This is a genomic window from Streptomyces sp. TAA040, from assembly GCF_000424845.1.
On record NZ_AUKR01000005.1, the window covers coordinates 214,391 to 229,253 of the forward strand.

At 74.6% G+C, this 14,863-nt stretch carries 12 protein-coding genes and 2 pseudogenes; 6 read left to right on the forward strand and 8 right to left on the reverse strand.

Annotated features, from left to right (window positions below; genetic code table 11):
- Positions 1-56 precede the first annotated feature (56 nt).
- Positions 57-1,136 (reverse strand): 3-oxoacyl-[acyl-carrier-protein] synthase III C-terminal domain-containing protein, encoded by a 1,080-nt coding sequence (locus H300_RS0104880; protein ID WP_028426551.1) that lies wholly within the window; start codon positions 1,134-1,136, stop codon positions 57-59.
- A 102-nt stretch (positions 1,137-1,238) separates the two neighbouring features.
- On the reverse strand, positions 1,239-2,417 hold the full coding sequence (locus H300_RS24970) for a YihY/virulence factor BrkB family protein (RefSeq protein ID WP_078515717.1): 1,179 nt from the start codon (positions 2,415-2,417) through the stop codon (positions 1,239-1,241).
- Positions 2,418-2,817: 400 nt separating this feature from the next.
- Between H300_RS24970 and H300_RS29085 the strand changes: the two genes are divergently transcribed.
- The 3 genes from H300_RS29085 (at position 2,818) to H300_RS0104900 (ending at position 4,500) form a co-directional block, all read left to right on the forward strand.
- Positions 2,818-3,438, forward strand: coding sequence for a hypothetical protein (locus H300_RS29085; protein WP_051269471.1), 621 nt, complete (start codon positions 2,818-2,820; stop codon positions 3,436-3,438).
- Between the two features lie 157 nt (positions 3,439-3,595).
- A complete protein-coding gene (locus H300_RS32145; RefSeq protein WP_486583557.1) occupies positions 3,596-3,904 on the forward strand; it encodes a phage holin family protein in 309 nt (102 codons plus the stop codon).
- Entirely contained in the window at positions 3,880-4,500 is a 621-nt protein-coding gene (locus H300_RS0104900; protein ID WP_028426552.1) for a DUF3618 domain-containing protein, read from the forward strand. Before H300_RS32145 ends, H300_RS0104900 begins: the two co-directional genes overlap by 25 nt.
- 221 nt (positions 4,501-4,721) lie before the next feature.
- On the opposite strand, the pseudogene H300_RS24985 reads toward H300_RS0104900, so the two are convergent.
- Positions 4,722-5,150 (reverse strand): annotated as a pseudogene (locus H300_RS24985) (DUF5709 domain-containing protein); the annotation flags it as partial.
- 244 nt (positions 5,151-5,394) lie between these two features.
- Here H300_RS24985 and H300_RS32150 point away from each other — a divergent pair.
- Together H300_RS32150 and H300_RS31765 are read left to right on the forward strand one after the other, a co-directional pair.
- Positions 5,395-5,610 (forward strand): annotated as a pseudogene (locus H300_RS32150) (DUF5133 domain-containing protein); the annotation flags it as partial.
- Positions 5,611-5,840: 230 nt separating this feature from the next.
- Positions 5,841-5,993, forward strand: coding sequence for a hypothetical protein (locus H300_RS31765; protein ID WP_199779130.1), 153 nt, complete (start codon positions 5,841-5,843; stop codon positions 5,991-5,993).
- Positions 5,994-6,123: 130 nt separating this feature from the next.
- On the opposite strand, the gene mgtE is transcribed toward H300_RS31765, so the two are convergent.
- The 4 genes from mgtE to H300_RS0104935 all read right to left on the reverse strand — a co-directional run bounded on the left by mgtE (position 6,124) and on the right by H300_RS0104935 (position 11,523).
- Complete coding sequence (gene mgtE, locus H300_RS0104920) at positions 6,124-7,491, reverse strand: magnesium transporter (RefSeq protein ID WP_028426553.1); 1,368 nt, start codon at positions 7,489-7,491, stop codon at positions 6,124-6,126.
- Positions 7,492-8,111: 620 nt separating this feature from the next.
- Positions 8,112-9,596 carry a HEAT repeat domain-containing protein gene (locus H300_RS0104925; RefSeq protein WP_028426554.1) on the reverse strand — a complete coding sequence of 495 codons (1,485 nt, stop codon included), beginning with the start codon at positions 9,594-9,596 and terminating at the stop codon, positions 8,112-8,114.
- 10 nt (positions 9,597-9,606) lie between these two features.
- Entirely contained in the window at positions 9,607-10,266 is a 660-nt protein-coding gene (locus H300_RS29090; protein ID WP_051269473.1) for a hypothetical protein, read from the reverse strand.
- 150 nt (positions 10,267-10,416) lie between these two features.
- A complete protein-coding gene (locus H300_RS0104935; RefSeq protein ID WP_037979107.1) occupies positions 10,417-11,523 on the reverse strand; it encodes a helix-turn-helix domain-containing protein in 1,107 nt (368 codons plus the stop codon).
- A 518-nt stretch (positions 11,524-12,041) separates the two neighbouring features.
- Between H300_RS0104935 and nhaA the strand changes: the two genes are divergently transcribed.
- Entirely contained in the window at positions 12,042-13,481 is a 1,440-nt protein-coding gene (gene nhaA, locus H300_RS25000; RefSeq protein ID WP_051269475.1) for a Na+/H+ antiporter NhaA, read from the forward strand.
- 33 nt (positions 13,482-13,514) lie between these two features.
- On the opposite strand, the gene H300_RS25005 is transcribed toward nhaA, so the two are convergent.
- Positions 13,515-14,810, reverse strand: a complete 1,296-nt coding sequence (locus tag H300_RS25005; RefSeq protein WP_486583558.1) for a DUF4185 domain-containing protein — start codon at positions 14,808-14,810, stop codon at positions 13,515-13,517.
- Positions 14,811-14,863 lie beyond the last annotated feature (53 nt).

Here is a 14,863-nt window from a genome sequence, read left to right on the forward strand (position 1 = left end):
CCGGTCCGGCTCCTCCCCGGCCTGGCCGCTCACGGCTCGGTGGCCGGCGATTCGGCTCACCAGCGGAGCAGGACCAGTTCGGAGCAGAACCCCGGGCCGAAGGCCGTCATCAGGCCCCAGGTGCCCGCCGGCGGCCGGCGACGGGCATCGGTGTCGCGCAGGACGTGCAGCACCGAGGCGGAGGAGATGTTCCCCACCTCCGCCAGCGACTGCCAGGTGACGTCCAGCGCGCCGTCGGGCAGTTCCAGGGTCTCGGCGATGGCCTCCAGGACCTTGGGGCCGCCCGGGTGGCAGACCCAGGTGCCGATGTCCCGGCGGCTCAGCCCCTGGTCGGCGAGGAACCCGTCCACGTCGCCGCGCAACCGGGTCCGGACGATGTCGGGAATCCCCGGGTCCAGCACGATGTGGAAGCCGCTGTCGGTGACGTCCCACCCCATGGCGCGCTCGGTGTCCGGATAGAGGACGCTGCGGCTCGCCCTCACCTCGGGGCCGCCGGACCGCGGCGGCTCCGCGACGGCGCCGTCCCCGCTGCGGGCGTCCGTGGCGCGGGCGACGACGGCCGCCGCGCCGTCACCGAACAGCGCGCTGCCCACCAGGTTCGCCGCCGTGGGGTCGCTGCGCTGGAAGGTCAACGAGCACAGCTCCACCGTCAGCAGGACCGCGACCTGGTCGGCCCGGCCGCGCAGGAGGTCGTGCAGCCGGGCGACGCCCGCCGCGCCCGCCACGCAGCCGAGCCCGAACAGGGGCAGCCGTTTGACGTCGGAGCGCAGCCCGAGCCGCTCGACGAGCCGGGCGTCGACGGAGGGCGCCGCCACCCCGGTTGTCGAGGCGTAGAGCAGCAGGTCCACCTCTCCGGGCTCGATCCCCGCGGTGTCGAGCGCACCGCGCACCGCTTCGGTGCCCATCTCCACGGCGGCGGTGAGGTAGGCGTCGTTCGCCGAGCCGAAGCCGTCGAGTTTCGCGTAGTCCTCCAGCGGCAGCACGGTGTGCCGGGCGCCGACCCGGGCGCTCGCGTGCACCCGGTCGAGCAGACCGCGGTTCACACCGGGGAGGGAGGCGGCAGCGAGTTCGGTGATCTCGGACTGCTCGTACCGGTGCGGTGCCAGGACCGTGTGGACCGCGGCGATGTGGGTCATGGGCTGCTCCGATCGATGGTCGCGGGCCGCTCGGGCCCTCGTCCTCCGGCGGGCCCGCCGGAGGAACGGCCGCGGTGCGGGAAGCGGAGGTGCGCGGCTGGCTCAACGCTCCTCGGCACGAGCGTCCCGCCCCTCGGCGTCCGGGACACGGCCCTCGGTGTGGGCGTCCCGCTCCCCGCCGTCCGGGGAGCGCTCCCGCAGACGCTGGTTCCGCTCCTGCTGCGCGAGGTGCTCCTCGTACTCCGCACGCTCCGCCTCGGACCACTTGCGGGTGTCCCGCGGCTCCACGTACGGCTCCTCGGCCTTCGGGTGGCCGGCGACGACGGCGCGCGCACGCCGCAGCTCGGCGTCGAACTCCAGCCCGAGCAGAACGGCCAGGTTGGAGATCCAGAGCCAGATCAGGAAGATGATCACGCCGGCGAGCGTACCGTAGGTGCGGTTGTAGGAACCGAAGTTGGCCACGTAGAAGGCGAAGCCGGCGGAGGCGACCAACCACACCAGGACGGCGATCAGACTGCCCGGGCTGAGCCAGCGGAAGCCGGGGCCGCGCACGTTCGGAGCGGCCCAGTAGAGCAGCGCGATCATGAAGACCACGAGCAGCACCAGGACCGGCCACTTGACGATCGCCCAGGTGGTGACGGCCGCGCTGCCCAGGCCCAGCGCCTCCCCTGCCTGCTCGGCAATCGGCCCGGTGAACGTCACGATCATCGCGCTGGCGACGAGCAGCAGCATGAGCACCAGCGTCAGGCCCAGCCGCAGCGGGGTGACCTTCCACACCGGGCGCCCCTCGGGCAGGTCGTAGACCTTGTTGGAGGCGCGGATGAAGCCGGCCACGTACCCGGAGGCCGACCAGAGCGCGCCCAGCAGACCCACGATCGCCAGCACGCTGCCGGTGCCCCCGCTCTCCCGGAGGCCGTCCACCGCGCCTTCCAGGATGTCCCGGGCCGGGCCGGGAGCCAGTTTCTGCATGTTCTCCAGCACCGTGTCGGTGGCCCGCTCGCCGATCACGCCGAGCAGGGACACCAGCACCAGCAGCGCCGGGAAGATCGACAGCACCCCGTAGTAGGTGAGCGCCGCGGCCCGGTCGGGGAGATCGTCGTTCAGGAACTCGGTCCCCGTGCTGCGCATGACCTGCCACCAGGAACGGCGGGGCAGGTCGGTGGGCTGGTCGGGGGCGTGCGGTCCGGACTCGGGCCCGGTCGTCTCCGCCAGGCTCTTCTCGCTGCCCGTCTCCCGCTCCGGTGCCCCTGCCGCATCTGTGTGCTTGCCGTTGGTTCCCATGCGGCTGCGGGTAGCCGTTCGCGGGCATCCGAATCCCCCGCGCACGGGTGAGGCACCGGCCGACCGGCGCGACGCCCCGAGGAGGACCGCTCCGACGGGCGGTGGCCGCCCTTCCGCACGCAGTCCCTTGCACCGGCGCCCGAGGGGCGGGGGCCCTCACGAATACGGGATCAGCGGTGTTCAGTCGGCCAGCCTGGGTACTCCGAGGCGTCCGGACGTCTATCGGGCGTCGAGAAAAGCGAGTTGGAGGAAGCACGACCGACTACGCCGGCCGAGACCCGGCCGTGACAGCGGCGGTTCGACCACCCGCACCACATCGCAGGGCGCCAGGGAAGGTGCCCACGTCGCCCAGGAGAGGGCCGGAGAGGTCGCGGGCACCGCCCGGCAGGAGGCCGGACGGGTGGCCCGCGAGGCGGGGGGGGACCAGGCGCAGCAGCTCATCGAGCAGGCCCGCCGGCAGGCCGAGGCCCAAGCAGCCGAGCAGACCCATCGGCTCGCCAGGGGGCTGCGCACCTTCGCCAAGGGTCTGGAGGAGATGCGCCGGAACTCCGAGCAGGAGTCCCCGGCGGGCTCGATGGTGGGACAGACCGCCGGCTACGGGCACACCGCGGCCGACCGGCTGGAACACCGCAGCCCCGGCGAGCTCGTCGGTGACCTGCAGGACTTCGCCCGCCGTCGGCCCGGTCTGTTCCTGGCCGGAGCGGCGCTCGCGGGATTCGCCGCGTCCCGGCTGAGCAAGGGCGTCAGCGCCGCAGGCAGCTCCGCCTCCGCCACGGACGGCGAGCGGCGCGGCCCCGGCGCGGACGGTTCCGCGACCGACGCTGGGTACGGCCCCTCGCACGGCTCCGTCCCGCAGTACCCCGCAGCCGACACCACCCCGCTCGCGGACGTGGGCCCGGGCGCAGCCCCCGGCGGGCCGCCGGTCGGCGGGACTGCCGCGCCGCCGCTGCCGACACCCCCGCCCGCGCCGCACTACCCGCCGCGCGACGTGGCACGCCCGGGAGAGGAGGGGCGACCGTGACGACCCCCGGAGCGGGCCGCGGCACCACCGGGCCCCCGGCACGTCGGCCGGCCCGGCCGACCCCGGGCCCGGTCCCGCCGGTCCCGAGGCTGACGCGTCGCTCGGCGACCTGGTCAACGAGATCACCAGTGCCCTCTCCTGCCTGTTCCGCGACGAGGTGGAACTGGCGAAGGAGGAGGTGCGGCAGGAAGCCGGAAAGGCGGGCAAGGCGGGTGGCATGCTCGGCGGGGCCGGGATGGCCACCGTGCTCGCCCTCGTCTTCGGCAGCCTGACGCTCGTCCTCGCCCTTTCCCCCGTGATGGACGGCGCCTGGGCGGCGCTGCTGGTCACCGTCGCGTGGACGGCGGCGGCCGGAGCGCTCTTCGCGGCCGGACGCTCCCGCATGCGGGCCGTGCGGCTCACGCCGGAGCGGACCGTCGACTCGTTGAAGGAGGATGCCCGATGGGCACGGAACCCGACAGGCTAAAGCAGGACGCGAACGCCACCCGCACGCACCTGGCGCACACGGTGGACGAACTGGCGGAGCGGGTGAGCCCGGGACGGGTGGCCCACCGCCGTGCCGACGCGGCACGGCGCCGCATGAGCACAGCGAAGGAGCAGGTGATGGGCGCCGCTCAGAACACCCGGGCGCAGGCCGGCCACACGGTGCGGGAGAACTCCCGGCAAGCGGGCGAAGCCGTGCAGGAGGCGCCGGAGCGGGTGAAGTCCGGTACCCGGGGCAACCCACTGGCCGCCGGCCTGATCGCGTTCGGCGCGGGCATGCTGGCCGGAACGCTCTTCCCCGCAGCGGAGGCCGAGCGGCGCGTCGGGCAGGAGCTGCGCGGGCACTCCGACGAGCTGCTGGACCCGGTGAAGGAGACGGCACAGGAGGCGGCCAGGGAAGCCCGGGGAGAACTCCGCGAGCCGTCCCGGCAGGCGCTGGACTCGGCCCGTGACACGGCCCGGGACGCCGCCCACCGCACGAGCGACGACGGCGCCCGGGTGGCCCGCGAGGGCGGCCAGGAGCTGCGCGAGACCGGCCGGCGCCCGGCGGACGAGGCTCGCAGCCAGGGCGGGAGCTGACCGGCCGCGCCGGTCCCCGTACGGCGACGGGCCCGGAGGAGGACCCGCGCTCCGGGATCTCCCCCGTATCAGCCGGACTGCTCCGGGTTCGCCACGCGCTCGGGGGTGAGCGCCTCCGGCGGCGCGTCGATCTCCTCCGCCGCGGCCGCCTCGCCGGGCTCCACGTCCTCGCCCGGGTCGAGCGCCTCACCCGGCTCCGAGGTGCCGTCGAGTCCGGTGGTCTCCGGCACCACGTGCACAGCCGCCTCCTCGGCAGTGGCCGCGGACCCGTCGATGCCCACGTCCCGGCCGATCACGTCCTTCTCGACGTCGGGGTGCGCGCCCTCGTCGGGCGCCACGAGCCGACCGGCCCGGTTTTCGCCGGCGTCGGCGGCCGCGGCCACCTCGTCCTCGTTCGTCTGCTCACCGCCGGGGCCGACGTCCGGGCGGTCGCGCTCCAGACGCCGGTCGAGGCTCTCCCCCTCGTGCTGCTCGGTCGCGGTGGTGCCGTACTCCTCCGCGGCCAGCGGCTTCTCGGGAGGCGAGTAGCCCTCCTCCATCGCCACGTCGACCCCGCGGTCCTCGAGCGAGTCCTGCGGATCGAGAAGCGCGTTGTCGTCCTGCACCTCGGAATCGTCCGGCTGGTACACGTCGTCGCCCATGGCGTCCATGACCGCTCTCCTTGCTTCGGTGGCTGTCGTGCAGCGGGCGCGCGGCCCGTCCGGTCGCCGGGTACCTCACGCGCCGCCTCTCACCCGTCGGTGCCGCGTCGGTTTCCGTGCACCACCTGACCGGCGGGAACGGGGCGGCGATCCACCGAAAAAGTTGCCCGCCCGGGTGAATGGGCCCGCCCGAACGGGGTACCCGACGGGCCGCCTCTGATGTTGTCGAAGCGGGGCGATGAGGAGTTCTCCTGTGTTGATGGCACACCCTGTGGTGCTGCACGATCTCGTCGAGCAGTACCAGACCCTGCGCGTGCTCGACGCTGAGGACGGCGAGCAGGCGGTGCGGCAGCGACTCGCCGACGTCTCGTACGCACTCTGCGTCGCCACCGGCACCAAAGACGTGGACGCGGCGATCATCGCGGCCCGACACCAGCTGCCGGGGGCACGTCCGCAGGACGATTCGCTCCGCAGCGACGGCTCCGAGACCGTGGCCGACTCCGACTCCGACTCCGTCGCGGAGCCGACCGGCGCGGCGGGCCCGACCGGCACGAGCGGCACGAGCGGCACGAGCGGCACGAGCGGCACGAGCGGCAACGACGAGAGTGCCCGGGCACCAGTCCCGGCCCCCACGACTTCCCCGACCGTGACGGCCGAGCAGCGGCCGAACGGCACGAGACAGCAGAAGGACTGAACCACGTGACGCAGCAGGAAAGCACTGGCGCCGCACCGATCTACGACAGCCTTATCGAGGAGCACGGCGACATCCCCGCCGAGAGCCGCTCGGCTGCCGAGGAGGCCAGCCGGGAGGCGGCCGGAGCACTGGACTGGAGCTCGCTGCGCCGCGAGTGAACGGTGCGCCCCGCGCACCCGCGGGAAGCACCGACGGTGGCCGGGCACGGTATGTGCCCGGCCACCGTCGCGTTCCCGCCCCGACCGACCCCGGCGGTTCGCCTTCCGTGCGGCGCGGGCGCGGCACAGGTCAGACGCCGAGGACGAGCTTGGCGGTCAGGAAGTACAGGATCAGGCCGGTGGCGTCGACCAGGGTGGTGACCATGGGCGCGGAGACCACCGCGGGGTCGATGCGGAGCCGCTTGGCCAGCAGCGGCATGGTGCCGCCGATGGTCGCCGCCCAGCCGCAGATGAGCACCAGCGTGATGCCGACGACGAGCGCCACCCGCGCATCGACGAAGACGGTGCCGACGACCACCCCGAGGACCGCGAGAAGCGCGCCCAGCAGCAGGCCCACCCGGCATTCGCGCCAGATGACCCGGAACAGGTCGGATCCGCGCACCTCCCCCACCGCTATCGCCCGCACGCACGCGGTGGCGGCCTGCGCGCCGGCGTTGCCGCCGGCGCCGATCAGCATCGGGATGAACACGGCGAGCGCGGCGACCTCTTCGAGGGTCCCCTCGAAGGCCTGGGTGACGCTGACGGTCAGCGTCGCGGCGACCAGGAGCAGCGAGAGCCACAGCGCCCGGTAGCGGGCGAGCTGCCAGACGCCGGCCGCCATGTAGTGGCCGGCCCAGGGGGTCGCCCCGGACTGCCGGGCCATGTCCTCGGTGTCGGCGGCCTCGATCACCTCGACGGCGTCGTCGAAGGTGAGCAGGCCGACGAGCCGGTTCTCGCTGTCCACCACCGGCAGGTTGAGGTCGTTGGTCTCGCGCATCAGCCGGGCGGCCAGCTCGGCGGAGTCGGTGGCCATGGCGGAGGTGGCCTCGGTGGCCACCAGGTCGGAGACCATCGTCTCCGGCGGGCTCAGCACCAGTTCCCGCAGTTCCACGATCCCGGTGAGGCGGCGCCCGTGGTCGACGACGGGCAGCGTGTAGACGGTCTCCGCGTCCGCGCCCTTGGCCCGTACGGTGTGCAGGGCCTGCTCGACGGTGAGGTCCTGGGGCAGCGCCACCACCTCGGGCGTCATGTAGCGGCCGACCGAGCCCTCGGGGTAGCCGAGCAGGGCGGAGGTCATCCGCCGCTCGTGGGCGCTGAGCCCGGCCAGTACCCGCTTGGCGACCTTGGCCGGCGCCTCACGCAGCATCCGGGCCCGGTCATCCGGGTCCATGCCCTCGACGAGTTCGAGGAAGGTGTGGTCCCTGAGTCCTTCCAGGATCTCCTGCTGGTCGACGGGCTCCAGTTCCTCGAAGACGGTCAGGGCCCGGTCCTTGTCGAGCAACCGGAAGGCCATGCCCGCGTCGACGTTGTCCATCCGGGCCAGCTCGTCCGCGATGACGTGCGGCGGGTGGGTCTCCAGCCATTCCAGGGCCTCGTGGAGACGGTGGTTCCCGATGATCTCCCGCAGCGACTCCGGCAGGTCGGGGTGCAGTTCCTCGGGCAGGTCGATCGACGGCATGGGGAGGTCCTCAGCGCAGCGGCGGTTTCGGCGGCGGACGGCAGCGGCTTCCGCGGGGCAGCGCTCGCGGTCCCCGCCTCAGGGGCGGGTCGGAGCGGTGCCGCCGTGGAGTGTCCGACTGGGGGGTTCGCTGCGCACGCAGCACCACCTCCACTCTCCGCGCCTCGCGTCCGCCGGAAGCGGACGACCTTCACCCACACGCGCATGAAGGATACATCGACCAGCCGTCCGCGTCGGCCCGGGCGCCGTCGAGGTTCACGGCGAAGCCGTTGCCGGAAGGCTGCGGATAGTCCTGCCGGAAGCTGTTGACGACCCGAGTCGCCTGTGTGCGCACCTCCTACGCCACTCCCCCTCGCTCCGGCCCGCGGGCTTGCGGGCCCGTCGGCCGGTGAGACGGAGCGGGCGGCGGCGAGGAGCCGGGAAACCGGTTGCGGGAAGGTTGCGATCCCGCCACGACCCGGCGGATGGGCCGCGGGTGCGGGTACGGGGAGCACCCCGGGAGGGGTGGCGAGGCGGGGGCCCGCCCCGGGGCCCTGCCGCTCGGTGTCGAGGGGCGGGGCCCCGCTCCGGCTGGGGCAGCAGGCGGGCGTCGGGGCAGGAAGGGGCGGACGAGGGCGTGGTCAGGGCGCGTGGACGGTGTCCGCGGTGGCGGCCTCGGCGACCCCGGCCCGCGCGGCGTCCAGTTCGGCCGCGGCGCCGTGCCGCTCGCCCCAGCCAGAGCGGGCCAGGCCGTCCAGCGCCTCGAACACCTCGGTGGCGGGTCCGGCGACGACGGGGTCCCAGTCGATGCCCGTCCTGGCCATGTCGGCCAGTATCCGGACGAACGGCTCCGCCCGCTCGGCGTCGCCCAGCTCGCGCGCCAGCCGGGACACCGCTTCGGGGTCACCGGCGTCCAGCGGCCGGCGCAGGCAGGCGGCGCGGATGGCCGGGTCGGCGCTGTCCCGGTGGCGTCGCAGGGTGTCGTGGACCGAGGAGAGCAGCACTCCGTCCGGGAGGCGCAGCCTGGCCAGCGCGCCGGCCGCCGCGGCCCGGACCGCGGGGTCCTGGTCGGCGACCGCCATCGGCGTCAGCACGGTGACCACCACCGGCTGGTCGGGCGCGGCGAGATCGAAGTGGCCCACGCCTCCGGCCGCCGCCGCCCTGACCCGTGGGTCGGGGCAGGCGAGCAGTTCGAGCAGCTTGGCCACCGGCGGGTCGGTGAGTCCGCGGGCCCGGGCGAGCAGGCCGTAGATCTCCGCGGCGGCGGCGAGCGCGCCAGGGTCCTGCCGCTCCTCGGCGGCGACGGTGTCGAGGAACCGGCGGATCGCCGCCACCCGGGCCACGTCCCCGGGGGCGAGCAGGGTGCGCAGGACGTCCAGCGCCAGCCGCTGCTCGTCACCGGAGACGGCCAGTGCCTCGTCGACGGCGACGAGTGCGTCGAGCCCGTCCGTCCACGCCGGGCGGGTGCGGTCCGGGAGGAGACCGGCGAGTGCCGCGGCCCGGTCCCGGCTGCCCGCGGGGCAGCCGCGGGCGTGTTCGAGGACGGTCAGCACGGTGGCCCGCCGGTGGGCACGGTTCCAGTCCGGCGAGCGGACGTACCGGCGCAGGGTGATGGTGAGCGGTGCCAGCGCTCCCACCAGCACCGCGGACCGGTCCAGGCCGGTCTCCGCGGCTCCCGGCGGGCCCGCGGGAGTCCAGCCCGCCTCGCGCAGCACGATCTGCTCCGCGGCGAGCTGCTCGTGGAGTTCGTGGGCGTCGGCCCAACCGGGGTGCTGCCGAGGACCGTCGAGCCGCTGTTCCTCCCGCCAGGCCAGCCAGGCGTCCAGCAGGCGGCCCGGGGCGTCGAGGCCGGAGCAGAGGGCGCGTTCGAGTGCGGCCAACTGCTCTGGCTCCCGGGCCAGCAGTTGGCTGAGGGCGACCACCGCGTGCACGTGGACGTCGAGTTCGGGCTCCCCGTCGATCATGTCCAGCAGTTGGCTCCGGGCCCACGCGGTGTCCTCGACCCAGGGGAAGTCCACCACCACTGCCCTGCGCACGTCGGTGTCGGCCGAGCGCAGCCGTTCGGCCAGCTCGTCCTGGCGCTGCTCCCGGCGGTGCTGCCGGTGCTCCTGGAAACGCGACGCCATGAGAGTGCCCCTATCCGGCGAACGGCCGTTGGTTCGGACTGCTGAGACATGTGCCCCCCGCTGGGCGGGACGGGCGGGATGCCCGAGCCGGACGGCCCCGGCCCGCGGACGGTCCCCACGGTAACCAGAGCGCGCCGGTCACCTGGCACCGCCTGCCCGCCCGCACGACCCGGTACGCCCACGACCTTCCAGGTCGAGGCGCCCCCGCCGGCGCCCGGCCCGTCCTGTGGTCTCTCCGCACGCGGGCCCGCTGCTCGGGGGTCATCCGATCGCACAGTTCGGCGAGCTTGAGCACGTTCGCCTCGGCACCCCCGGTGAGGGTCTGGGCCTCGCAGGCGACCACCAGGGCCACCGGCAGGGCCGGCACGCGCACCAGCGGCGACGCGGAGAGCTCCACCGCGACGAGCGACACGAACCAGGCAATCGCAAAGAGCAGGGACAGCGCGACCGCGACCGGCACGCCGCCCAGCCCGAAGGCGGCCAGGGCGCCGGTGGAACCGGAGCCGGAGGTGGCCGCGGAAACCCCGGGGCCGACGTCCCCACCCCCGTCGAGGGCGTCGACCCCGAGTGCGTCCACCAGCACGAACAGCCAGTAGACGAGCACCACCACGACCGCAGGGCCGAACAGGGCGGCAGAGAACGCCGTCGCCGCGCTCAGGAATTCGCCCATCGTCCTGCCCCCGTGCCGGTGCGGTGTGCGCTCATCCTGGCACTCGCCGCATCCTCGGCACATTGCCAGGACCCGGCAGCTTTTCCGCCTCTCCGTACCCTGCGCCTCCGCTCCGCGGTCCTCGTGCTGCTTCGGACGCCCGTCGGGCCGCTACAGTTCCTTTTCCGGCCAGCCCAGCAGGCGGGCGCCCATCGCCGCGGTCTCCAGGGTGAAGCGCTGGAGGCCGTCCCCTGGGTCGTAGCCGGTCAGGGTACGGATGCGCTCCAGCCGGTAGGACAGCGTGCGGACGCTCACCTTGAGCCGCCGGGCGGCCTCTGCGTTGACGTAGCCGGCGGCGGCGCACTCGGCCAGGGTGCGCAACAGCGGTCCGGCGCCGCCGCGGGCCCCGGTGAGCGGCCCCAGCACCGTGCGCACCAGGTCGGCCATCGCGCCGCGGTCGCGCAGCAGTACCGGGAAGACCAGCAGCTCTGAGGCCGAGAGGTGCACCGGCTCCAGCTTCAGCTGGTCGGCGATCTCCAGGGCGCTCAGCGCCTCCTCGTAGCTGCGGACCACTCCGCCGGCGCCGCTGTGCGCCCGGCCGGTCGCGACCCGGCGGGCGGCCGGGTAGCCGGGGCCGGGGTCCGCCGCGAGCCCGACGAACGCGTCCAGTACCGGACGCTCGCTGCCCGGGGCGATGCACACCAGCCGGCCGTCCTTCGTGGCCAGCAGCACGTCCCGCTCCCCGAACCGGCCGAGCAGTTCCCGCTCTATCCGGCGGACCGTGGGGTGCACGTCGTCGAAGTGGGTCTCCGCGGTGGCCACGGCGACGACGTGGGCGTATGCCAGCCTGAGCCCGAAGCCCTGGGCCCGCTCCGCGAGCCGGCCCAGGTCGCTGCGGCCGTAGAGCAGGTCGTCGAGGAACTCGCGGCGCTCGGCCTCCGCCTGCCGGACGGCCAACCGCTGGGCCCGCTCGTGGCCCTCGCCCAGCGCCGTCACCGCGGACTCCAGGGCGGCGAAGACCGCATCACCTGTCCGGGCGCGTTCGGCGGCCCCGGCCGCCTTGGCGACGCCGGGAAGCCGGCCCCAGCGGATGCGGGTCTCCCTGATGTAGAGGCCGACGAGCTGGCGCAGCCCGAAGCCCTTCTCCGCGGCCTGCTCGCCGAGTTCCCGGAACCCGTCGAGTTCGCTCCGCCGGAACAGGCGTCCGGTCGCGGAGACCTCGTCGAGCAGTGCGGGGTAGTCCCCCAGATAGCTGCTCGGTATCGCGGCGCTCTTCACTTGCCTTCGCTTTCCCCGTAGGGCCCGGTGGCACCGAAGGGCCCCGGGATGTGCTGCCCGGACAGCGTAGGCGAGCCCAGGTCACGACGTTGGCCTTCCGTCCGGTTCCCGCCCCGTGCCGCGCCGCGCGGGCGACCGGCGTGCACAGTGGTGACGCAGGCGGCGGTGTGCCGAGAGCCGGGCGGGGACCGGGGACGGGACTTCACCCACCGTGCCGCGGAGACCGTCGTCCGACCGGGCTGTGTGATCGTTGTCACCGGACGCACCCGGGCCGTGGAGGCGTTCACCGAACTCCGGTGAGTGCAACAGCCATCTACCCACCGGTAGGCGCAGGTCGCGGCGGTTGCCTCTTGTGAGTGAACGGTGCGATGCGGGTACGGTAAAGCCGACGCGTCAAGATCGCGCATCGTCATCGAACCGTGCGAGCGAACAAGGTGTGCCGGGAAGTCTGGTCGGCGGCACGCCACAGGTGTGCCCCCGTCCGAGTCGTCGTCCGTCTGCCCCGGGAGGCCCACCCGATGTCATCCAGTCCCGATCCCACCGACCGCACCGCTCCCGAGCACCCGCGCGTCTACGGCCGTCCCGGAGTGCGGGAGCGGCGGGTGCTGGCCTCCGCGCTGCGCACCGAGACGGTCGGCGGCATGGTCCTGCTCGCCGCGGCCGTGGTGGCCCTGCTGTGGGCCAACACCCCGCTCAGCGGCCTGTACGACACGGTACGGGACTTCCACTTCGGCATCCCCGCGCTCGGCCTGGACCTGTCGGTGCAGCACTGGGCTTCCGACGGCCTGCTCACGATCTTCTTCTTCGTGGCCGGTATCGAGCTCAAGCGGGAACTCGTCGCCGGCGAGCTGCGGCGGCCGGCGGCCGCCGCGCTGCCGGTCGTGGCCGCGGTCTGCGGCATGGTGGTGCCGGCGCTGTTCTACGTGGCGGTGAACGGTGTCGGCGGCGGCGACATGAGCGGCTGGGCGATCCCGATGGCGACGGACATCGCCTTCGCCCTGGGCGTCCTGGCCGTCGTCGGGACGAATCTGCCGTCCGGCATCCGGGCCTTCCTGCTCACCCTGGCCATCGTCGACGACCTGGGCGCCATCGTCGTCATCGCGGTCTTCTACACTTCCGCGCTCAACCTCTGGGCCCTGGCCGGCGCCTTCGCCGGACTCGCCGTCTTCTGGTTCCTGCACCACCGGCTGAGGGTGCGCGGCTGGTACGTCTACGTGCCCCTGGGCCTCGTCATCTGGGCACTGATGTACAACAGCGGCGTGCACGCGACCATCGCCGGTGTCGCCATGGGCATGCTGCTGCGGGTCCTCACCCGCGAGGGCGAGGAGGAGGCCCCGGCGCAGCGCGTGGAACACCTGATCCGGCCGCTCTCGGCCGGCGTCGCGGTGCCGCTGTTCGCCCTGTTCGCGGCCGGCGTCTCGGTCTCCGGCTCGGCGCTCGCGGAGGCCGCACGGCAGCCGGAGGCCATCGGCGTGGTGCTGGGCCTCTTCGCGGGCAAGGTGCTCGGCGTGTTCGGCGGCACCTACCTCGCCGCCAAGTTCACCCGCGCCCGCCTCAGCTCCGATCTCGCCTGGTCCGACGTGGCCGGGGTGTCGATGCTGGCCGGCATCGGCTTCACCGTCTCCCTGCTGGTGACCGAGCTCGCCTTCACCGACGGGGAGACCACCGAGCACGTCAAGGCGGCCGTCCTGATCGCCTCGCTGCTCTCGGCCGTGGCCGCCGTCCTGGTGCTGCGGGTGCGGGAGCGGAAGTACCGGGCCCTCTGGGAGGAGGAGAACCGGGACGACGACCACGACGGCATCCCGGACCTGGACCAGCGCGAGGAGGCCGCGCTGGCCGCCGAGGAGGCGGCTGCCCGCGCGGCCGCCGCCCGCCGGGAAGCCGCCGACGGCGGCACCGGAAAGGCGGGCCCCGGCGAGGCCGGCGGCTCCGGCGAGCCCGCTCGGGGCAGGGGCTGACCGCATGTCCCGGGCGGGGAGGGCCGCACGGCCTCAGCCGCCGCGGCGGCCCAGCTCCAGGCGGACGAACCGGGGACGGTACAGGGCGACGTCCCGGTGCACCGCGGCGACCGGCTCCAGCACGTTGACGTCGTAGCCCAGCAACAGCCCCTCGCCCGGCGCGTCCGGATGGACCTGCGGGTTGTAGGGCGCCGCACCGGCCTGCTCGCCGCCGGGCGGCAGCGGCGGACTGAGGACGTCGGAGGGTCCGTGCCACGGTCCCTGCGGGGAGCAGGCCCAGTAGGACGTCACCGCCGACAGTCCCCGGCCGTCCGGCCCGCCCGCGTCGGTGGTGAGCAGCAGCCAGGTGCCGCCCCGGCGGACGACGGTGTACGTGTTGCTGGCGCCGCGGGCGTCCGGCCCGCCCGGGGCGCCGCCGACGGTGGACGCGGCCGCCCGCTCGGCGTCCGGCTGCCAGCGCGTCCCGTCCCAGTGGCGCCAGGCGCCGGCGTCGGCCAGCCGCCCGGTCGGCACCCGGGCGACGTGTGCGGCGGAGGAGCCGCCCGCGGTCCGCTCGTCGGCGCCGAAGACGTACGTCCAGCCGCCGCTGCGGACCGCGGACGTGCCGTACAGCACCCGCCGGGACGGGTCGGTCCGCGACGGCGGGACCACCGTCTCCACCGACTCGACCTCCAGCTCCGGCAGCGACAGGGTGGCGACCTCGGTCGCCCGGGGCACGCCGAACACCCACTCCCCCATGGCGGCCGCCCGCTGCCACAGCAGCACCCGGACCACCTGCTCGCCCGAGCCGGGAGCGCGCGGCTCGACGACGGCATCGGCGGGCCAGCGCCACACCTCCCGGCCGTCGGCGGTGGCCGGCCCCCGGAACAGGGCGCCGGGGCCGTCCCCCAGCAGCGTCCGCTCCAGCCGCCCGTCCGGTGACATCACCAGCCCGGCGTTGCGCACCCACACCGGGCGGGAGCCGCGGGTGCCGACCGGGTGCACCCGGTCGAGGAAGGTGTCGGCGGACAGCCACAGCGTGCGCCCGTCGGGCAGCCGGACGGAGCGGCTGCCGTCTCCGCCGGTCCAGTCGTCGAGCCGGCTGTTGTCGTCGCCGTAGCGTGCGAACTCGCCGGTCACCGCCTCGTCGGCCCGCCAGCCGGTGACGGAGAGCGGGCGGCAGTCCTGCCGGGTGCCGTCCGGGCCCGCCACCACCAGCAGCGTCGTCGCCCCCAGGGTCAGGACCGCGAGGAGGCCGGCGGCCGTCCGCGGCGACGGCGGGGAGGCGGGTCGGGTCGGGCGCGCGAAGCGCGGCCCGGCGCGTCCGGGGGGCTCCGGCTTCTCGTCCACCAGCGGCAGCATAGGGCGTGCCGCCCGCCCCCGGGGAGAGGGCGGCGCGACGG